Origin of the sequence: Bacillus sp. AY3-1, assembly GCF_008368785.1 — a bacterium.
Lineage (GTDB): Bacteria > Bacillota > Bacilli > Bacillales > Bacillaceae_G > Bacillus_A > Bacillus_A wiedmannii.
On record NZ_QORZ01000009.1, the window covers coordinates 158692 to 178704 of the forward strand.

A 20013-nucleotide genomic window follows, 5' to 3' on the forward strand; every position below is an offset into this window, starting at 1 on the left:
CCTAGTCAGGTCTTTTTCTCTTATTATTTTACGCCTACTGCATCATAAGCTTTCGTTACAGCTTGTACAGCTTTAGAGTTTTTACCATATAAATCTTCAGCTGACTGCAGAGCAGCTTGACGCATCATCTTAAAGTCAGAGTTTGCAGTTAAATATTTCGTAAGAGCACGGTAATAAATTTTTTCTGTCGCTTCACGGCCTACTCCAGTTACTTTCACACCGTAATGCTCTCCGCCATCAGATACTAAATATGCAGCTTTATTGTTAATACTACTGTTAATATGAACGCCGCCATTATCAGCTGCTCCAGTGTAGCGTTTATTGTAATGATCTGGGTAACCTTCACCTGGTTTTAATGGATTTGGAATAGATGCTGGATCTTTCAAAGAACGAAGTGCATCACCAGGTTTTCCAGGTGTATAAATGTCAGCACCTAAATCCCAGCTCTTCTTCTCAACCATGACACCCATAATATCAGATAACGATTCATTTAACGCACCTGACTCATTTTTATAAACAAGGTTTGCTGTATGTTCAGTTACAGCATGCGTTAATTCATGACCGATAACATCTAGTCCAGCAGATAATGGAATGAATGTTTTTCCATCGCCATCACCATACATCATTTGCACACCATTCCAAGCTGCGTTATTCCAGCTTTCTCCGACGTGAACAGTAGAAATAAGCTTCGCACCTTTATCATCGAAAGAGTTACGATTAAATGTCTTTTTGTAGTAATCGTATACTTTTCCTGCATTTACATGCGCATCAACCGCTGCTTTATCTTCGAAGAACTTAGATTTACTCTCAACCTCTTCTCCTGTATATCCAAGCCATTGTGAGAATAAATTAAACAAGTTTTCATCCATATTTTCTGCATCAAATGTGTGAACACCTTGTCCTCGTTTACCATCAAATAAGTTGAACGCTCCTGTTTTCTCATCTTGAGCAATTTCAAATGATTGTCTATCGCCTAATACTCCGTAACCAAATCCTGTAATGTGATCTACAGCGTTATATTTCTCAATCACATTTCCATTCGTTGCATCAACAAAATAATGCCAGTATCCTGGAGCTGGTTTTGAAATCGATGCTTTAACTAAGTATGCAAGATAGTACTTCCCATCTTTTTCATACACAAATAAATCTTTTTTCACACCGTCATAATTCTTTACTTTACCAACTTCTTTTTCAATATCTGCCTTTGCAATCGTTTCAGCTTGCTCTGCACTAATATTTGCAAACGCAGGAATATTTTTATCCTCTAAATTCGGAATAACTTGTCCGAAGAATGCTTTTACATTATTTTCTTTATCAAGTGTAACAGTTTGATCTGAACCATACACAGGAATGTTATTATGCTTCTCAACTAACTTCACATGTGTCGTACCAGATTCAGCATCTTTTTCCTCTCCAACGACATTGAAGTGTTTATCGATATTTCCTGCTAATTTAAACATATCTTTCTTACTCTCTAAATATTGAAAGACCGTCTCTTTTTTATCTAGTCCTTCCGGTGCTTTCCATTCTTCACCTATGTATGCAGGTGTTTTAAATTCTTGATGATATTGAATTTTTTGTTCTTCCGCTTTCGTTGTCGTTGCTCCAAATGTTCCAAATCCTCCGGCTATAACAGTTAACGCTAATGCTGATGAAATGACTTGCTTTTTCACTATAACATTCCCCATTCCCATAAAGATTTTTGACACTTTTATACAATTCTTATTTTCCGGGCTAATACCTTTTTCTAAATATTGAGAAAGTTTTTTCTGACAATTCCACTCAAAAAAAGAGGACATCCATTCGATGTCCTCTTTTTCATAACCGTTCTATTGTCTTTTCAATTCTATTGCTAAATAGTGTGATTGCTCTTTCGCTTCAATATGAATATCTTCTTCTATCGCTTCTGCTGCATCACGCATAACGAGCTTTTCACCATTTATTACACTACTTCCTTCAATTTGTACAAGGTACAATTGACGACCTTCTTTCACAGGAAAATGAATTTCTTTTCCAGCATCTAACGATAAAGAATATAAATTCGCATCTTGGTGAATTTGAATTGGTGCCTCTCCTTCTACTGGAGATACCATGTGAAACCATTCGTTTTCACGCTTGCTCCAATCAAATGTAAACTCACCATAGTTTGGTTTATGATCCGCACGATCTGGTAAAATCCAAATTTGTAATAAACGTAGTGTTTCATTTCCTAAATTATGCTCGCTATGAAATACACCTGTGCCAGCACTCATATATTGAACATGTCCTCGCTCAATTGTTCCACGGTTCCCCATGCTATCCTCATGTGTTAAAGCACCATCAACAACGTACGAAATGATTTCCATATCGCGGTGCGGATGCATATCAAAACCAGTTTGTGCCGCTACTAGGTCATCATTAATTACACGCAATGCTCCAAAGTTCATGTTATTTGGGTTATAGTAATTCGCAAAGGAAAAATGGAAATGTGTATTTAACCAACCGTGATTTGCTCTTCCCATATTTTTATGATCAACTTTTCTAAACATATCCTTCACCTCATATTATCTCGAATTCAAGATTTATTTCAAAAATTTTTCTCACTGTAATTTTTTTAGTAATTGTAATAATTGATGTTGTTCTTCTACATTTAAATTTTGAAACTGCTCCGCTTGGAACGTTTCTTGAGGCGGGACGATTTCTTCATATAAAGCTTTTCCCTTTTCTGTTAACGAAATATATTTTGTAGTACCTTCTTGTTCACGATGAATCCACTCCAGCTGCTCCATTTTATTTAATAGCTGCGTGATATTTCCCTTCGTAACAAATAGTTTATTTCCGAGCTCTTGCTGCGTTAGACGATTATGTCCTCCAACTTGAGCTAGCACATCAAACTGAGCGGCAGATACATTCCATTCTTTCAAATGCTGATTCGTCTCACGAATACTTTTGTTATAAAAACGTGATAAACGAAACCATAATAGTAACCCGAGTCTATCTTCTGTTTTCATTCTATCACCTCGCTCATTTCATAACATTAGTTTAGAACTAAACTTCATAAAAGTCAATCACTTACTTTTAGTAATTAATAAAGAAAGCACAGTGCCATTTCTCCACTATGCTTTACATTAACTTTCTATTTTTATATTCATCTAACTTCCTCTCCGCGAACTTTCTCGCATCTTTCTCAATCCATCTATCTTCGTACAATTCACTTCCAACATACAATACTTCCCTCTTATGCTGCATCGCATGGCGAAATTCATGCAGTAGTGTTTTGAGCACCTGTTCATACTCTTCCCATATGCAAACAAAAATTAATTGTTTTTCTTTATGATAAAAACCACCTACTGGGAATAAGAATTCCTCTTCTTCTTCTCCTAATGATAGAAGCACATGATTCGCATCACACGTATCACAAAAAATAACTGGCGTTTTACATACTTCAATCAGTGAAAACAAATCATCTCTAAGCCTTTTGACATCCCAAGGAAGCTCCGAATCCAACACATACCAATTCTCAACTTGTTGATATACATTTTGAAACTGGAGTTCCATTTCTCTTTATTCCCCTTTCCAAGCACCTTTTTCTATATGTATGCCACAATATGGTAAATATTAAACGTATTCTTTCATCCTTGAAAAAATGCCAATAAAAAAGGAATCTATACCGATATAGATTCCTTTTCCGTAATCACTTTTTTTTCATCACTTTTTTTTAATACAAAGTAACCAATTGCACAAACAATAGCTGCAAGTGCAAAGTATTTCACATATGGCCCAGCTACTTTATTAATACTTTCCCACTCTGTTCCTAATTTAAAACCTAAATATACAAATACAATTGACCATGGAATAACAGCTAATGTAGTTAGCGTAATAAACTTAGCATGTGACATTTTCGCAATACCCGCTGGTATCGAAATAGCATGACGTACAACAGGAATAAAACGCGCTGTAAAAATAACGCCAGTTCCGTAACGATTAAACCAATCTTCAGCATAATCAATATGTTTCTTTTGAATTAAAATATATTTTCCATATCTCTCAAGGACGGGTCTTCCTCCGTATCGACCGATCCAATAAATGAATAATTGTGCGATTACACCACCAATTGTACCGAACGCGACAGCGCCCCAAAACGTAATGCTTCCTGTTGATACTAAATAACCTGCATAAGACAATACGATTTCACTCGGAATAACCTCTAACATCAATCCAAGCATAATTCCCCAATAACCAAGTCCTTCTAGAAAAACTAAAACGGAATGAATCAACTCTCCTAACATCATGTACCTCTCTTTACTGTTTTCATTGCAAAAAATAAAAGTACAAGCAGTAAATATCTTGTACTTTTATTTTTTTAAATTAGCTAGTCTTCGTATCCCACTTAAAGATTTTATTTAAAAATTTATATACATTCTTTGACTCTTTCGTCAGAAGTGGACCTAAGATGGATAGTATAAGCACGTATAGTGCCGAGAATGGTTTCAAGACTGACATTAAACCACCGGCGATGCCGATATTGGCCATAATGATGGAGAATTCTCCTCTTGAAACGATTGTTAATCCAATATTTGTTGACGCTTTATGAGATAATCCAGCTTGTCGCCCTGCAATCATTCCTGCAACAAAGTTACCGATGATTGTAAGAAGGACAGCACCTAACGTTAACCATATCGCTCCGCCTAATGAAAACGGATCAATGCTTAATCCGAAACTGAAGAAGAAAATAGCTCCGAAAAAGTCTCTAAATGGAACAACAAGATGTTCAATTCTGTCACTATGCTCTGTCTCAGAGAAAACTAATCCTAAAAGAAGTGCTCCAATTGCTTCGGCAACGTGAATTGTTTCCGAGAAACCTGCAATAAAGAATAACGAAGCGAATACTACAATAATGAAAATTTCATCTGAACTAATATTGAGCAATTTATTTAATAAAGGTGTCGCCTTTCTAGCTACAATAAAGAATAGAAGCATGTATCCTAAAGCAATTCCAATTGAAGTAAGAGCACCTAGGAAGGAAGCATGATCCCCTAGAACTAAACCAGAGACAACTGATAAATATACAGCAAGGAATATATCTTCAAACATAATAATTCCTAAAATTAATTCGGTCTCATTATTACCAGTTCTTCTTAAGTCCACTAACACCTTTGCAACGATAGCGCTAGAAGAAATCGTAATAATACCCGCAATAATTAAGATTTCTAGTAAAGGGAATCCCATTATAAATCCGTATAATAACCCAAGTGAAAAGTTAATTAAAATATAGATCGTTCCGCCAATCGCAATAGAACGTCCAGATTTTATTAGTTTTTTCATCGAAAACTCAAGTCCTAGATAAAACAGAAGGAACAGAACGCCAATCCGTCCAAGGAAGGAAATTACACTCGCACTTTCAATAAATTTGAGATCGATAACACCTATTGTCGGTGCGTGCGGTCCTACTAACATCCCAAGAACAATTAGAAAAGGAATTACTGAGAATTTAAACTTTCCAGCAATTACCGCCGCAATTGCCACTAAAACTAAAGCTGTACCAACTTCAAAAATTAACGTATCCATCTAGTCAGTCCCCCTATTCGAAAGTAACTCATTAATAATTTTTTTAATTTCTTCTCTCTCACCTGAAACTACAAGCATATCGCCTTCTTCAATTACCGTTTCTGGTCCTGGATTAAATAGCTTTTTCATATTCTTTTTCATAACTGCAATAATCGTTACGCTATATGTTTTTCTTATTTCAAGGTCGCCAATTGTTTTTCCGATTGCTGGAGCAGCATTCTCCACTTTAAACCACTCAATTGCTAAACCTTCAAAGACCATCTCAACATTTTCTAATGCTCTAGGTTTGTATACCATTCCACCTAATATTGCTGCAATTTGTCTCGCCTCTGAGTCACGTAATGAAATACTTGAGATGCTTTCTTCATGATCTGAATCAAAATGATACATTTCTCTACGCCCATCATCATGAATGACAATCACCATCTTTTCGTTACCTTTCGTAACGATTTGAAATTTATAACCAATACCCGGAAGTTCACTTTCTCTAATATTCATATTTAGCTCCTCCATAACTTCTTTATTTCAATTTTCTGTTTTTCTGTCTTTTGTTCATCCAATCAATTTTAGAAATTCTAACCATTCAGGATACCTATGACTTGGAAATCTTTTATTGTAATAATAAGTGGCTCCTAAAAAGATACTTAAAGATGTAACGATAAAAAATATATTACTTCTCATTTTCAAACTCTTAAGGCTTACATTCAATAAAGATTCTTCTTTCAAATTATCCCCTCTTTCTCGTTTTAAATTTAGTTTTTTAAAATGTAAATAATTCTAAAAATATTACGATGTAACATAATCATAACATAAAATAAGTTTAAGTAACATGATTTTTTAGAAAAATTGATTCTCGTATATTTTTTGCATATAATTTTCTTATTACGGAAAAAAGGAAGTGTATTATATGGTTGATATCTTTAGCAGATTCCTTGAGGTAACGAATAATATTTTATGGTCATATATTCTTATTGCAATGCTAATCGGCTTCGGTCTTTATTTCTCATTCAAATTAAAATTCGTCCAAATTACTCATTTCAGTGAGATGGTCAGTTTAATTAGTAAAGGGTTTAATCGAAAAGAAAAAAAGAAAGATAGCATCTCTCCATTCCAAGCATTTTGCTTAAGTGCAGCGGCACGTATCGGTATCGGAAACTTAGCTGGTGTAGCATTAGCCATTTCAATGGGTGGACCCGGTGCAATATTTTGGATGTGGTTTATCGCAATTATCGGAGCAGCTACTAGTTTCGTAGAATGTACGCTCGCGCAAATTTATAAAGTAAAAGATGGCAGCAGGTTCCGTGGTGGACCAGCATATTACATGGAAAAAGGATTAAACAAACGCTGGATGGGTGTTTGGTTTTCACTTCTTATTACAGTTGCGTACGGATTAATTTTCAATTCTGTACAAGCAAATACAGTAACAATAGCGTTTGAAAATGCTTTTGGACTAGAGCGAACGATCGTAGGAGCTCTATTAGCTTTATTAGTTGCAGTTATTATTTTTGGTGGTATCAAGAGCATTTCACGTATTACAGAAATGATTGTCCCTCCAATGGCGATCATTTATATTGGTGTGGCTATTTTTGTCGTAATTAACAACTTCAATATGTTACCAAGCATTTTTACAGAAATATTTAACAGCGCATTTGGTTTAGACCAAGCTATCGCTGGTGGTATTGGAGCAGCAATCAAATTCGGAATTCAGCGCGGTTTATTCGCGACAGAAGCAGGTATGGGTAGCTCCCCTAACGCAGCAGCAACATCAGATGTATCTCACCCTGTAAAACAAGGACTTGTTCAAGCATTAGGTGTTTTCGTAGATACATTCTTAGTATGTACATCAACAGCGTTTATCGTATTATGTTCTGGACTTTACAAAGGATCGAATTTAGAAGGTATTGAATTAACACAACGAGCATTAAGTTCACAAATTGGACCGTGGGCAAGCACTTTCTTAGCGATTATTATTTTCCTATTCGCTTTCAGTTCTTTACTAGGAAACTACTATTATGGTGAAACAAACATCGCATTCATTAAAGAAAGCAAAACATGGTTACTGATTTATCGTGTTGCAGTTGTCGGAATGGTGTTCTTCGGATCTATCGCTGCCCTTCAAACAGTTTGGAGTTTAGCTGATTTCTTTATGGGACTAATGGTATTCACAAACTTAATTGCCATCTCATTCCTTAGCAAGTTTGCATACGCAGCTTTAGTAGACTATATAAAGCAAAAGAAACAAGGAAAAGATCCTGTCTTCGTTGCAAGTTCTATCCCTGGCTTACAGAATACAGAGTGCTGGGATGGACAGGATGTAGAAGAAAAACAGAAGGCTGTATAACAGCAAAAAGCGGAAGCGGCTCGTTCAGAATCGTAGGACATTGGAGCTCTCGACCTTGAAGCGCTTTTTGCTTCGAGCAAGAGAGCGAAATGGCCGGAGATTCTAGCCGCTGAAGCTGGATATCATTAAAAGCGGAGGTGACTTGCTCAGAACAGGAGGGCATTGGAGCTCCTGACGAAGAGGCGCTTTTTGCCTCACAGGAAGGCGCGAAATGACCGACTGTTCTAGTCACCGGAGCTGGATATCATTTAAAGCAAAAGCGGCTCGTTTAGAACAAGAGCTATATATCAAACAAAATCCCTATTACTTCACCGTAATAGGGATTTTTATTTATAACAATTCATAATTTGTTCAAATTAATTCCAGCAAAAGGATTGATTTATACAAATTACTATATTATAATTATTATAAATTAGTAATTGATATAACATAACAACTCAAAGGAGATTGATCATAATGAACAAACAAGTAATCGAAGTATTAAACAAACAAGTAGCAGACTGGAGCGTTTTATTCACAAAATTACACAACTTCCATTGGTACGTAAAAGGACCTCAATTCTTCACATTACACGAGAAATTCGAAGAACTTTACACAGAATCAGCTACTCACATCGACGAAATTGCAGAACGCATTTTAGCAATTGGCGGCCAACCAGTAGCAACAATGAAAGAATACTTAGAACTATCTTCTATTCAAGAAGCAGCATACGGCGAAACTGCAGAAGGAATGGTTGAAGCAATCATGAAAGACTACGAAATGATGCTAGTCGAACTGAAAAAAGGCATGGAAATCGCTCAAAACTCTGATGACGAAATGACATCTGACCTACTACTAGGCATCTACACAGAACTAGAAAAACACGCTTGGATGCTACGTGCGTTCTTGAATCAATAATATATTTAAAAGCGGAAGCGGCTCGCTCAGAATCGCAGGACCCTTCAAGCTCTCGACCTTGAAGCGCTTTTTGCTTCGAGCGAGAGAGCGAAATGACCGGAGATTCTAGCCGCTAGAGCTGGATATCACCTTAAAGCGGAAGCGGCTCGTTCAGAGTCGCTTTTTTCTATGGGGTTAATCGCGCATATCAGTACATGAAATTTATATCAGCGATTTTTCCATTATATCGGCGATTCTATTAAATATATCAGCGATTTTCCCGATATATCGGCGATTCCATTAAATATATCAGCGATTTTTCCATTATATCGACTTACCGACAAAACACGACAATATTAGCCCCCCTCTCCTCTACTTTTATCAATATATTACAATCTCTTTTATGTTAAAATATAGGTAACACCCTTTAGTAAAATAGATCCAAAAAAGCTTTTCCATATTCATCATTTACTACTTAAATGGCGGGAGTGGTTCAGTTGAAAGACTACTTAATTAGAGCATTTTTTGCGTTAATAACAGTTGGGATTCTCTTACTTATAGCTAATATTTTCAATATACGTGTCGAGGTTAAAGACTATGCTTTCCTCGTTGTTGTAGCAATTGGTGGCGGCTGGGGTGGCTGGTACCTGTATAAAAAACAAAGTAATCAAAGTGATAAAGGCATTCCAAAGTAATACGGAATGCCTTCTTTTTATTGCCGTCTATAATAAATAATAAAATTCAAACCGCTAATACAACCAATCGCAATAAATATACAAAACGATTGTGCATCTCCAGCTAGATTATACTCATCAACGATAAACCAAGACATAAACAACGTTATCGCGGCAACACCGATACACAATATCGAAATAAACCAAAGCGAAAATTCATTAATTAGCTCTTTCTTCTGTGTTGAAACAATTAGCATAACAAGAATAGATGCTGCTAATATACTTTTAAAAACAGGACGTAAATACACAAACTCCTCCATCTATTTCTCCTTTTCCAAAAACATTATATCTAAATATTAATATATTTAACCGAATTAAAAACACATGCCTTTTCAAAGTAAAATGACATGTGTTTCCAAAAATATCTATAAAATTGTATTATGATAACTGCTTCCACTTCGTTCCTAAAACAGGACGCTCGTAATTTTGTATCTTGTGAATGAGTGCATCTGCTGTCTCAGCGGCAACTATTAACTCTTTATTTGATGGGTTCATAAACCCTTCTTCCGCTGCACGTTCAACCATTTGCAAAATTGGTCCATAAAAGCCTTTTATATTCAATAAACCAACCGGCTTATTATGTATACCAATTTGTGACCAACATACTACTTCAAATAGCTCTTCAAACGTTCCGTATCCGCCTGGTAATGCAATAAAAGCATCCGCAAGCTCTGCCATTTTCGCTTTGCGCTCGTGCATCGTTTCTACTTCAATTAATTCTGTTAATCCTGTATGGACAATTTCTCCTCGGAATAGACCGCGCGGCATAACACCTGTTACGCGCCCGCCTAAACGAAGAACTTCGTTTGCTACTTCTCCCATTAATCCAACGCAAGAACCACCGTATACAAGCTCATAATCGTTCTCAACAAACATTTTCCCTAACGCTATTGCCTGCTCTTTAAATTCAGGTCTCTCCCCTAAGTTGGAACCTGCAAACACACAAATCTTTCTCATCCCTACACCCCGAAACTATATATTGTTATGATACAATGAATATTGTACAACATATTGAAGGGGTGAGGAAGAAATGGATATCGTCGCATTTCAAAGATGGGTGGAGGAATTTTACGAAAAACGAAGCTGGTCACAGTATAATTCCTTTATTCGCTTAAATTTCTTAACAGAGGAAGTCGGAGAAGTTTCACGCGTTGTTCGCGCAATCGAAATTGGCCGTGATCGTCCTGACGAAAAAGTGAAAACAGAAGAAGAACTAAAACAAGAGTTAAAAGAAGAACTTGGTGATGTACTATCTAATCTTATTATTCTTTCACAAAAATATGATTTAGATTTACAAGACATTATGGAGGCACACGTCACAAAGCTTTCGAAAAGGTTCGAAGTATCCAAATGAGAATATTATCAATTATGGTATAATGTTCTTGTCACAATACTAAGGGGGATTTTATGTTATCTAAAAAATTACACGACGCATTAAACGATCAAATGAACTTTGAATTTTACTCTGCCCACGCCTATATGGCAATGGCTGCTTACTGTACAGCTGAGAGCTATGATGGATTCGCTAACTTTTTCCTTGTACAAGCTGAAGAAGAACGTTTCCACGCAATGAAGCTTTACAACTACATTAATGACCGCGGTGAGCGCGCTATTATTACTGGATTTGATAATCCAAATAACAAATACGAATCTGTACTGAACGCTTTTGAAGTGGCACTTGAGCACGAGCGTGAAGTAACGAAGCGTATTTACAACTTATCTGATATCGCTTGGGATGAGCGTGAGCATGCAACAATTACATTCTTAAAATGGTTCGTCGATGAGCAAGTAGAAGAAGAATCTTCATTCGATAGCATCATCCAAAAATTAAAACGTATTACAAGCGATTCAAACGCATTATTTATGCTAGACGCTGAATTAGAGAAACGTACATTTACGCCTCCAGCTGAATAGTATTTCAATCACCTTAATGAATGTATTAAGGTGATTTTTTTATTTTCTCTCTAGCTTAAAATCACCTTAAATTTCCTCATATTTGACATAGCGCCCACTATAAAATGGTATTATTTTCAATATAAAATAATATACGAGGAGAGAAAAAATGAATCAACGTGTAGAAGTTGTTGATGCCATGCGTGGCTTCGCTTTATTTGGTATTTTACTTGTTAATATAACATTAATTCAATTCGGGTTCTTCGCTAATGAAAAACCATCCTATATATTTGGCGGACTCGATAAAGGTGCTAATTGGTTTATTCAATTTTTCGGCACACAAAATTTCATTTCTTTATTCTCTTTTTTATTTGGTCTTAGCATTATTTTGTTACAAAAAAGCATTGTCGCAAAAGGAAAAAAGTTTTCCCCTACATATTTACGTCGTATTCTTATTCTTTTACTACTAGGTTTTATTCACGGCGTGCTCATTTGGTCCGGGGATATTTTATTCTCATATGGCCTCATCGGGATTTTCTTACTGATGTTTATAAACAGAAAGCCAAAAACATTATTAATTTGGGCAACTATTCTACTCGCACTCCTTACACTTATGACTTATTCAACTGACCCAAATACAAATGTTACTGATTTTGCTCCTTATATTGAAAAAGAACATAAAGTTCATGAGACTGGAAGCTATATGGATCATGTCAACTTTAGGTTAACTGAAAATCCTTTCGAATATATAGGCATTGACGGTTTCTTCGGATTAACCTTTATAACACTTTTTACACTCATTTTCCTATCTCCACTTTTCTTAATCGGTATGTACGTAGGAAAAAAAGGGTGGTTATTTGAGATTGATAAACATATCTCTGCTGTCAAAAGGATCTGGCTTCTTACTGGTATTTTCTCTTTTACAATCAAAATTTCAGCTATGTTCGTCAAACATCCTATTGTACTTATGTTACAAGACGGCCTTACACCAGTAACCATGACCTTCTTTTACGGAAGCACAATTATTTTATTATTCCATTACAAAAAAGCAACCCGTCTACTAACATACATGGCCAATATGGGAAAAATGTCGGTTAGTAATTACTTAGCCCAGTCCATTATCACAACAACAATTTTTTACGCATACGGCTTTGGCTTATTCGGTAAAATAGGATATTTCTTCGGTATTCTTTTAACGATTGGAATCTATACAATTCAATTATTTGTTAGCACATATTGGTTGCGAAAATATCGAATGGGTCCTGTTGAGTATATATGGAGGCTTGGAACTTATTTGGAGAAACCACAATTTAAAAGAGACTTAGATAGAGCAAGTTAAATAAAAAAGCAACGAGCCTACGCTCATTGCTTTTCTTAATTTATTACAGCATAACCCCAACGATAATCGCTGATAATATACTTACTAACGTTGCACCGTATACAAGTTTTAATCCGAATGAAGATACAACGTTTGCTTGTTTGCCATCGATACTCTTCGTTGCCCCTGCGATAATTCCGATTGATGAGAAGTTCGCAAATGATACAAGGAAGATAGATAAAATACCTACTGTACGAGCTGATAAATCACCAGCTACTTTTCCAAGATCAAGCATTGCAACGAATTCGTTCGTTACTAATTTCGTTGCCATAATTTGTCCTGCCGTTAGCATCTCTGAAGTTGGAATACCCATTACGAATGCTAATGGTGAGAAGACATATCCTAAAATGCTTTGGAATGTGATTCCGAAAATTGAATCGAATACACCGTTAATTGCTGTAATTAATGCTACGAAACCGATTAACATTGCCGCTACTGTTACAGCGATAGAGAAACCAAGCATAATATATTCGCCTAACATTTCAAAGAATGTTTGTTTTTTATCTTCTTGTAATTCTAAAATGTCGTCTTCTTCTTTTACGTCATATGGATTAATAATATGAACGATAATGAATCCACTAAATAAGTTTAATACAAGTGCTGTTACTACATACTTTGGATCAATCATTTTCATGTAAGAACCGACGATTGACATCGATACTGTTGACATGGAAGATGCACAAAGTGTGTATAAACGATTTTTCGGTAATTTGCTTAGTTGATCTTTTACTGTAATGAATACTTCACCTTGACCAACGATTGCAGCTGCTACTGCATTATATGATTCTAGTTTTCCTAAGCCGTTAATTTTACTTAATAGGAAACCGACTGCACGAATGATAATCGGTAATACTTTAATGTGTTGTAAAATCCCAATTAGTACTGCTAAGAAAATAATTGGTAATAATACTGTTAAGAAGAATGGTGCTTGTCCATCATTTGCTAGACCACCAAATACGAAATTAACCCCTGCTTCCGCAAATTTTAAAATAGCTCCAAACCCATCTGCAATCCCTTTTACTAATACAAATCCGACCTTTGTATTTAGCAAGAAATACGCAAGTACCAATTGAATGACAAGCATAAGTGCAATTGGTTTATATTTAATTTTCTTACGATCTGAACTGATAAGGAACCCTAGTACAAATACTACAAGTAAACCGACTAGAAACATTACGATCTTCATATGTGAATCCTCCACTTCTCCCACGAGTTATCGGTCGTATAACGTATAACGAATGACGTCTGACCATTGATGTTAAAAAAATTTAAAACCCCTAAATATTATTCAACTGTTTTCTAAAATCAGTAAGCGTTTACATAAATTGCAATTTATAAAAGGTAGCTTCTTCTCTCCTACCATACTTGAAAGTCTGAAATTGATACCACCTACAAATCAAATTGTAAGCGTTATCTAATCGAAATGCAATATAAATTTTAAAAGATTTTTATATGTTAATATATTCCTAAATAATTGGTTTTTTCATGCAAATTTACCATAAAAAATAGCCCTAGCTATAAGCTAGGGCCATCTTTGTTTATAACATAACACCAACGATAATCGCTGATAGAATACTCACTAATGTCGCACCGTACACAAGGCGTAGACCGAATGATGATACAACATTTGATTGGTTTTCATCGATACCTTTCGTTGCACCTGCGATAATTCCGATTGATGAGAAGTTCGCAAATGATACAAGGAATACAGAAAGAATACCAACTGTACGAGCTGATAAATCACCAGCTACTTTTCCAAGATCCAGCATCGCAACAAATTCGTTTGATACTAATTTTGTTGCCATAATTTGTCCCGCTGTTACCATCTCTGCTTGCGGGATACCCATTACAAATGCTAATGGTGAGAAAATGTATCCTAAAATAGCTTGGAATGTAATACCGAACATTGAATCAAACAAGCTATTAATTGCTGTAATTAATGCTACGAAACCAAGTAACATTGCCGCTACTGTAATCGCGATTGTAAAGCCAAGCATAATGTATTCACTTAGCATTTCAAAGAATGACTGTTTTTTCTTATTTTCTAATTTCAGTGTATCTTCTTCTTCTGTAATATCGTACGGGTTAATAATATGAATAATAATGAAACCACTAAATAAATTTAATACAAGTGCTGTTACTACATATTTCGGTTCGATCATTTTCATATAAGAACCTACGATTGACATTGATACTGTCGACATGGAAGATGCACATAATGTATATAAACGATGTTTTGGGATTTTACTTAATTGATCTTTTACTGTAATAAATACTTCCGCTTGCCCAACAATAGCCGCTGCTACTGCGTTATATGATTCTAGTTTTCCTAGACCATTTACTTTACTTAGCGCAGTACCAATAGCACGAATAAATATAGGTAAAATTTTAAAGTGTTGCAGAATTCCGATTAAAACGGCAAAGAATACGATTGGTAATAACGCTGTTAAGAAGAATGAAACCTCTCCTTTATTAACAAGACCGCCAAATACGAAAACGATTCCAGCTTCCGCATATCCAAGAAGCGCGCCAAATCCATCTGAAATTCCTTTTACTAAAATATAACCAACTTGCGTATTTAATAAGAAATAACTTAACGCTAGCTGAATAACAAGCATAATTGCGATTGGTTTATACTTAATCTTCTTTCGATCGGCACTTATAAGAAAACCGAGTACGAATACAACGAGCAATCCTACAAGAAACATAACAAACTTCATTAATAAAATCCTCCATTTAACTCTTCATTAACGTTGAACGTCTGACCACTTGAAATAAGAAATAATCCGAACTTTCCATTTCTCCTCTAAAACCTTCAATCGGATAGGAAAGATCATAAAACCTCTTGTTTCAAAGGCATTTTCCATTCTAACATAAATCACAACTCATATCCGCACTTTTCTTAAAAAAATTACATTTTATTATAAAACATTCATGAATGTTCGTCTTTTACATTATATAGCGAAACTTTAATCAGTATCATCCCCACTCATTATTAGCCCGTATCAATCGAGAGTTTTACTGTTCACAAATAGCGGGATAAAACAAAAAAATGAGCATCAAGTTTCACTTGATGCTCACCTCATTATACTGCTTTTTCTTTATCAGCTACTGCTGGCTTATCCCAGCACTCTGTATTGTTCAAACCTGGAATAGACTCCGCATAGAATACTGGATCTTTTCCTTGTTTCTTTTGCTTAACGTAATCTGATAATGCCGCGAAAGCATACTTAGAAAGGAATACGATCGCAACTAAGTTAATAACAGCCATAATCCCCATAAATAAATCTGCTAAATCCCAAACGATTTGAATTGTTGCTACAGATCCTAACATAACCATACCAAGTACAGCAATTCGATAAGCATTTAGTAAAACTTTACTTCCATTTAAAAACTCAATATTCGTTTCACCATAGTAGTAGTTACCTACCAATGAACTAAATGCAAACAAGAAGATTGCAACTGCTACAAATATAGAAGCCCACGGTCCGATATGTTGACTTAATGCTTGTTGCGTTAATTGAATTCCGTTTAAATCAGCCGCTCCAGGCACATCTGATAATAAAATGATAAATGCTGTACAACTACAAATTAATAATGTATCTGTAAATACCCCTAAAGTTTGAATGAAACCTTGTTTAACTGGGTGCGTTACGTTTGCAGTCGCAGCTGCGTTCGGCGCACTACCCATACCTGCTTCATTTGAGAATAATCCACGTTTTACCCCTAGTAAAATCGCAGCTCCTAATCCCCCGCCCACTACTTCTTTAATTCCGAAAGCATGTAAGAAAATTTCTTTAAATACATACGGAATTGCCGTAATGTTTGTTACAACAACGAATAATGCCACTGCTACATATATAATTGCCATTACTGGAACAATCATTTCAACCGCACGTGCAATACGTTTTACTCCGCCGAAGATAATGATTGCAAGTAAACCAGCCATTACAAGACCTACTAATCTACTGTCTGTTTTGAATGCCCCATCAAAAGCAGCCGCTACAGTATTAGACTGTACAGCGTTAAAAATCAATCCGAAACTTACTGTTATTAAAACAGAGAAAATTGCTCCAAGCCAGCGCTTATTTAATCCCTTTTCCATATAATAAGCTGGACCACCACGGAATGCATTCCCATCTTTTACTTTATAAATTTGCGCTAATGTGCTCTCTACAAATGCAGAAGCACCCCCAATTACCGCAATTAACCACATCCAAAATACCGCTCCTGGTCCACCTGCTGAGATTGCGATAGCTACACCAGCTAAGTTACCAGTACCTACACGAGAGGCTGTACTCATACAAAAAGCTTGGAACGATGATACACCGCTCTTCTCTTTTTGAGCTTTCCTCGTTTTCGAACTTGCCCCATCCCCAAGCAATCGAATCATTTCACCGAAGTAACGAACTTGGACAAATTTCACACGAAATGAAAAGTAAAGCCCCAACCCAATTAACATCGCAATAATGACATATGACCAAAGGACATTATTTACATCCCCAATTACCTTAGCTAAAAAATCCATAATTGCATTGCCCCCTCTTCCTAACAATAAGAAAATTATATTCTAAAAACTTTTAGTAATCAAGAACTTCATGTTAGGTTTTATAACATGAGCACGTTAAACTTCTTAACATATATGTTTTTTTACGTAAAAATATAACCAGTACGTGCATTTATCCAATACTCAATCACTCATCACATTCGACCGGTCATACTTTTAAGACAGTGCGCTCTCTACAAATAACGAGAATAATGAACAAACAAAATTATATTAATAATTCCCTCTCACCCTTTTCATCATTTACTACAACAAAAAAGACGAGCATCGAATTTATCTCGACGCTCGCCTTTTCATTACACTGCTTTTTCTTTATCCGTTACCGTTGGCTTATCCCAACACTCTGTATTCGTTAAACCAGGAATAGAATCTGCACTGAAGACTGGATCTTTTCCTTGTTTCTTTTGCCTTACATAGTCTGCCAAAGCAGCATATGCAAATCGGCCAAGAAGTGTAATCGCGATTAAGTTTGTGATTACCATTAGTCCCATAAATAAATCCGCCATATTCCATACAACTTGAAGTGTGGCAACAGAACCGAATAATACCATTCCCACTACCGCAATACGGTAAATCGTTAACCAAGTTTTACTTTGTTTAATGAATTCAATGTTCGTTTCACCATAATAGTAGTTTCCTAGAAGTGAACTGAAAGCGAATAGGAAAATAATAATCGCTAAGAAGCTACTTGCCCATGGGCCAATTTGTGAACTTAATGCATTTTGTGTTAATTCAATACCTTCTAAATTTGTTGCCTTATATGCACCAGAACATAGTACGATAAATGCTGTTGATGTACATACTAAGAATGTATCCACTAACACTCCAATTGTTTGAATAAAACCTTGTTTCGCCGGATGCGTTACATCAGCTGTTGCTGCCGCGTTCGGCGCACTACCCATACCTGCCTCGTTCGCAAATAATCCGCGCTGAATACCATACTTCATTGCAGCACCGATACCGCCACCTACAGCTGAATCTAAACCAAATGCTCCTTTAAAAATTTCTGTAAACATATCCGGTATTAAATAATAATTTTTAATAACAACGAAAATTGCTACTGCAATATAAATAAGTGCCATTGGCGGAACGATCATTTCAGACATACGCGCGATACTTTTCACGCCACCAAAAATAATAACCGCAACTAATACTGCTAATACAATCCCAACAACGTAACGCTCAATACCAAAAGCGTTTTTAAATGCTAATGTAACTGTATTTGCTTGTACGGAGTTGAAAATTAATCCGTAACTAATTGTAATAAGGATAGAGAACCAAATTCCCATCCAACGTTTATTTAAACCTTTTTCCATATAATAAGCAGGACCACCACGGAAGCCACTGCCATCTTTTATTTTATAAATTTGTGCAAGCGTACTTTCCACGAAACTTGAAGACGCTCCGACAATCGCAATCACCCACATCCAAAATACCGCTCCAGGTCCTCCCATAGAAATAGCTAACGCTACACCGGCTAAGTTCCCGATTCCAATACGAGCTGCTGAACTCATACAGAACGCTTGGAAAGAAGATACACTACCTTTTTTACGCGTCTTTCCAGTTAATCCATCACTCATTAGTCGAACCATTTCCCCTAAATGAGTAATTTGTACGAATTTCAATTTAATAGAAAAATAAAGACCTAAACCAATTAACATTGCAATAAGAATATATGACCAAAGAATTGTATTCGTTGATGAAACAAATTGCTCTAAAATATTCATACAATTAACCCCCTCCTTTTCTCCATAAAACGAATTATATTTAAAAAACATTTAAAAATCAACATTTTTCGACAATTTGCAATTTCCAAATATTAGCCAGACACGAAGTAACAATATCTTTATGACTCTCCTCCCTCTAACTGTGCATACTAAAATAAATAGTAAATCTACAAACTATCCCATTGACAAAAACGCCAACCTGTAACTATAATGATTACATCAGGTTGTAACAAACCTTATTACAACAAATTCATTTACTTTCAGATATACACTTTAACAAAACACTTTGGAGGGATTTATTATGAAAATCGGAATCATCGGAGCAACTGGTAAAGCAGGAAGTCGTATTTTAAAAGAAGCATTAGATCGCGGACATGAAGTAACTGCAATCGTAAGAAACGCTGCAAAAATTACAGAAGAAAATATAAAAGTTTTAGAGAAAGATGTATTCGCTCTTACATCTAATGACCTACAAGCATTTGATGTAGTTGTAAATGCATTCGGCGCTCCAGCAGGAGAAGAACATCTTCACGTAGATGCAGGAAACGTACTAATTGAAGCTATGAAAGGTGCACCTAACACAAAATTACTTGTAGTTGGCGGCGCTGGAAGCTTATTTGTAGACGAAGAGAAAACAACGCGTGTATTTGATACGCCAGGTTTCCCAACTGAATACCTTGCAACAGCTCAAAACCAAGGGAAAAACTTAGAAATTCTGCAACAAACAAACGATATTACTTGGACATTCATCAGCCCTTCTGCACTATTCGCATTAGGAAAACGTACTGGTTCTTATACAGCTGGACAAGACAATCTTCTTGTTAACGCAAAAGGTGATAGCTACGTAAGTTACGAAGACTTCGCAGTTGCAGCACTTGATGAAATCGAAAATCCAAAACACGTAAACGAACGCTTCACAGTAGTTTCTGAAGCTGAGTAATAAAAAAAGCTCG

20 protein-coding genes are annotated in these 20013 nt (G+C 35.9%); 7 read left to right on the forward strand and 13 right to left on the reverse strand.

Annotation, left to right across the window (positions count from 1 at the left end; all coding sequences use genetic code 11):
- Positions 1 to 23: 23 nt before the first annotated feature.
- The 7 genes from nprB to DN389_RS06155 form a co-directional block, all read right to left on the reverse strand.
- Positions 24 to 1673: a neutral protease NprB gene (gene nprB / locus DN389_RS06125; protein ID WP_142343534.1), complete on the reverse strand. Its 1650-nt coding sequence runs from the start codon at positions 1671 to 1673 to the stop codon at positions 24 to 26.
- A 156-nt stretch (positions 1674 to 1829) separates the two neighbouring features.
- Positions 1830 to 2528: a pirin family protein gene (locus DN389_RS06130; protein ID WP_098189390.1), complete on the reverse strand. Its 699-nt coding sequence runs from the start codon at positions 2526 to 2528 to the stop codon at positions 1830 to 1832.
- A 51-nt stretch (positions 2529 to 2579) separates the two neighbouring features.
- On the reverse strand, positions 2580 to 2990 hold the full coding sequence (locus tag DN389_RS06135) for a MarR family winged helix-turn-helix transcriptional regulator (protein ID WP_000845460.1): 411 nt from the start codon (positions 2988 to 2990) through the stop codon (positions 2580 to 2582).
- A gap of 112 nt (positions 2991 to 3102) precedes the next feature.
- Positions 3103 to 3537: a DUF3920 family protein gene (locus tag DN389_RS06140; RefSeq protein WP_000422822.1), complete on the reverse strand. Its 435-nt coding sequence runs from the start codon at positions 3535 to 3537 to the stop codon at positions 3103 to 3105.
- A gap of 107 nt (positions 3538 to 3644) precedes the next feature.
- A complete protein-coding gene (gene uptA, locus DN389_RS06145; protein ID WP_149236916.1) occupies positions 3645 to 4268 on the reverse strand; it encodes an undecaprenyl phosphate transporter UptA in 624 nt (207 codons plus the stop codon).
- 79 nt (positions 4269 to 4347) lie between these two features.
- Positions 4348 to 5547, reverse strand: coding sequence for a cation:proton antiporter (locus DN389_RS06150; protein WP_000380224.1), 1200 nt, complete (start codon positions 5545 to 5547; stop codon positions 4348 to 4350).
- Positions 5548 to 6045, reverse strand: a complete 498-nt coding sequence (locus tag DN389_RS06155; protein WP_001026069.1) for a cation:proton antiporter regulatory subunit — start codon at positions 6043 to 6045, stop codon at positions 5548 to 5550.
- A gap of 409 nt (positions 6046 to 6454) precedes the next feature.
- On the opposite strand from DN389_RS06155, the gene DN389_RS06160 reads away from it, so the two are divergent.
- The 3 genes from DN389_RS06160 (at position 6455) to DN389_RS06170 (ending at position 9459) form a co-directional block, all read left to right on the forward strand.
- On the forward strand, positions 6455 to 7888 hold the full coding sequence (locus DN389_RS06160; protein WP_098189388.1) for an alanine/glycine:cation symporter family protein: 1434 nt from the start codon (positions 6455 to 6457) through the stop codon (positions 7886 to 7888).
- Between the two features lie 456 nt (positions 7889 to 8344).
- Positions 8345 to 8785, forward strand: a complete 441-nt coding sequence (locus DN389_RS06165; protein WP_098189387.1) for a Dps family protein — start codon at positions 8345 to 8347, stop codon at positions 8783 to 8785.
- A 476-nt stretch (positions 8786 to 9261) separates the two neighbouring features.
- Positions 9262 to 9459, forward strand: coding sequence for a hypothetical protein (locus DN389_RS06170; protein ID WP_000656314.1), 198 nt, complete (start codon positions 9262 to 9264; stop codon positions 9457 to 9459).
- 17 nt (positions 9460 to 9476) lie between these two features.
- Here the strand turns inward: DN389_RS06170 and DN389_RS06175 are convergent, their stop codons facing one another.
- Positions 9477 to 9758 carry a hypothetical protein gene (locus DN389_RS06175; protein ID WP_098189386.1) on the reverse strand — a complete coding sequence of 94 codons (282 nt, stop codon included), beginning with the start codon at positions 9756 to 9758 and terminating at the stop codon, positions 9477 to 9479.
- A 118-nt stretch (positions 9759 to 9876) separates the two neighbouring features.
- On the reverse strand, positions 9877 to 10455 hold the full coding sequence (locus DN389_RS06180) for an LOG family protein (RefSeq protein WP_098189385.1): 579 nt from the start codon (positions 10453 to 10455) through the stop codon (positions 9877 to 9879).
- A 73-nt stretch (positions 10456 to 10528) separates the two neighbouring features.
- Here DN389_RS06180 and DN389_RS06185 point away from each other — a divergent pair, with 73 nt between their 5' ends.
- From DN389_RS06185 to DN389_RS06195, 3 genes are all read left to right on the forward strand, one after another.
- A complete protein-coding gene (locus DN389_RS06185; RefSeq protein ID WP_000355764.1) occupies positions 10529 to 10852 on the forward strand; it encodes a MazG nucleotide pyrophosphohydrolase domain-containing protein in 324 nt (107 codons plus the stop codon).
- A gap of 53 nt (positions 10853 to 10905) precedes the next feature.
- Complete coding sequence (locus tag DN389_RS06190; RefSeq protein ID WP_046955624.1) at positions 10906 to 11412, forward strand: ferritin; 507 nt, start codon at positions 10906 to 10908, stop codon at positions 11410 to 11412.
- A 148-nt stretch (positions 11413 to 11560) separates the two neighbouring features.
- Positions 11561 to 12730, forward strand: coding sequence for a DUF418 domain-containing protein (locus DN389_RS06195; RefSeq protein ID WP_098802144.1), 1170 nt, complete (start codon positions 11561 to 11563; stop codon positions 12728 to 12730).
- A gap of 43 nt (positions 12731 to 12773) precedes the next feature.
- Here the strand turns inward: DN389_RS06195 and DN389_RS06200 are convergent, their stop codons facing one another.
- The 4 genes from DN389_RS06200 to DN389_RS06215 all read right to left on the reverse strand — a co-directional run bounded on the left by DN389_RS06200 (position 12774) and on the right by DN389_RS06215 (position 19060).
- Positions 12774 to 13955, reverse strand: a complete 1182-nt coding sequence (locus DN389_RS06200) for a NupC/NupG family nucleoside CNT transporter (protein ID WP_046960038.1) — start codon at positions 13953 to 13955, stop codon at positions 12774 to 12776.
- Between the two features lie 352 nt (positions 13956 to 14307).
- Entirely contained in the window at positions 14308 to 15489 is a 1182-nt protein-coding gene (locus tag DN389_RS06205; protein WP_000673848.1) for a NupC/NupG family nucleoside CNT transporter, read from the reverse strand.
- A gap of 365 nt (positions 15490 to 15854) precedes the next feature.
- Entirely contained in the window at positions 15855 to 17297 is a 1443-nt protein-coding gene (locus DN389_RS06210; protein ID WP_098189383.1) for an alanine/glycine:cation symporter family protein, read from the reverse strand.
- 332 nt (positions 17298 to 17629) lie between these two features.
- Positions 17630 to 19060, reverse strand: a complete 1431-nt coding sequence (locus DN389_RS06215; RefSeq protein WP_060488095.1) for an alanine/glycine:cation symporter family protein — start codon at positions 19058 to 19060, stop codon at positions 17630 to 17632.
- A 301-nt stretch (positions 19061 to 19361) separates the two neighbouring features.
- Between DN389_RS06215 and DN389_RS06220 the strand changes: the two genes are divergently transcribed.
- On the forward strand, positions 19362 to 20000 hold the full coding sequence (locus DN389_RS06220; RefSeq protein WP_098189381.1) for an NAD(P)-dependent oxidoreductase: 639 nt from the start codon (positions 19362 to 19364) through the stop codon (positions 19998 to 20000).
- The last annotated feature ends 13 nt before the right edge of the window (positions 20001 to 20013 follow it).

Coding starts and splice junctions, on each gene's coding strand:
- DN389_RS06195 (WP_098802144.1), top strand. CDS start 11,561: ATGAATCAACGTGTAGAAGTTGTTGATGCCATGCGTGGCTTCGCTTTA.
- DN389_RS06155 (WP_001026069.1), bottom strand. CDS start 6,045: ATGAATATTAGAGAAAGTGAACTTCCGGGTATTGGTTATAAATTTCAA.
- DN389_RS06210 (WP_098189383.1), bottom strand. CDS start 17,297: ATGGATTTTTTAGCTAAGGTAATTGGGGATGTAAATAATGTCCTTTGG.
- DN389_RS06135 (WP_000845460.1), bottom strand. CDS start 2,990: ATGAAAACAGAAGATAGACTCGGGTTACTATTATGGTTTCGTTTATCA.
- DN389_RS06215 (WP_060488095.1), bottom strand. CDS start 19,060: ATGAATATTTTAGAGCAATTTGTTTCATCAACGAATACAATTCTTTGG.
- DN389_RS06130 (WP_098189390.1), bottom strand. CDS start 2,528: ATGTTTAGAAAAGTTGATCATAAAAATATGGGAAGAGCAAATCACGGT.
- DN389_RS06220 (WP_098189381.1), top strand. CDS start 19,362: ATGAAAATCGGAATCATCGGAGCAACTGGTAAAGCAGGAAGTCGTATT.
- DN389_RS06185 (WP_000355764.1), top strand. CDS start 10,529: ATGGATATCGTCGCATTTCAAAGATGGGTGGAGGAATTTTACGAAAAA.
- DN389_RS06160 (WP_098189388.1), top strand. CDS start 6,455: ATGGTTGATATCTTTAGCAGATTCCTTGAGGTAACGAATAATATTTTA.
- DN389_RS06150 (WP_000380224.1), bottom strand. CDS start 5,547: ATGGATACGTTAATTTTTGAAGTTGGTACAGCTTTAGTTTTAGTGGCA.
- DN389_RS06140 (WP_000422822.1), bottom strand. CDS start 3,537: ATGGAACTCCAGTTTCAAAATGTATATCAACAAGTTGAGAATTGGTAT.
- uptA (WP_149236916.1), bottom strand. CDS start 4,268: ATGTTAGGAGAGTTGATTCATTCCGTTTTAGTTTTTCTAGAAGGACTT.
- DN389_RS06190 (WP_046955624.1), top strand. CDS start 10,906: ATGTTATCTAAAAAATTACACGACGCATTAAACGATCAAATGAACTTT.
- DN389_RS06205 (WP_000673848.1), bottom strand. CDS start 15,489: ATGAAGTTTGTTATGTTTCTTGTAGGATTGCTCGTTGTATTCGTACTC.
- DN389_RS06165 (WP_098189387.1), top strand. CDS start 8,345: ATGAACAAACAAGTAATCGAAGTATTAAACAAACAAGTAGCAGACTGG.
- DN389_RS06180 (WP_098189385.1), bottom strand. CDS start 10,455: ATGAGAAAGATTTGTGTGTTTGCAGGTTCCAACTTAGGGGAGAGACCT.
- DN389_RS06175 (WP_098189386.1), bottom strand. CDS start 9,758: ATGGAGGAGTTTGTGTATTTACGTCCTGTTTTTAAAAGTATATTAGCA.
- DN389_RS06200 (WP_046960038.1), bottom strand. CDS start 13,955: ATGAAGATCGTAATGTTTCTAGTCGGTTTACTTGTAGTATTTGTACTA.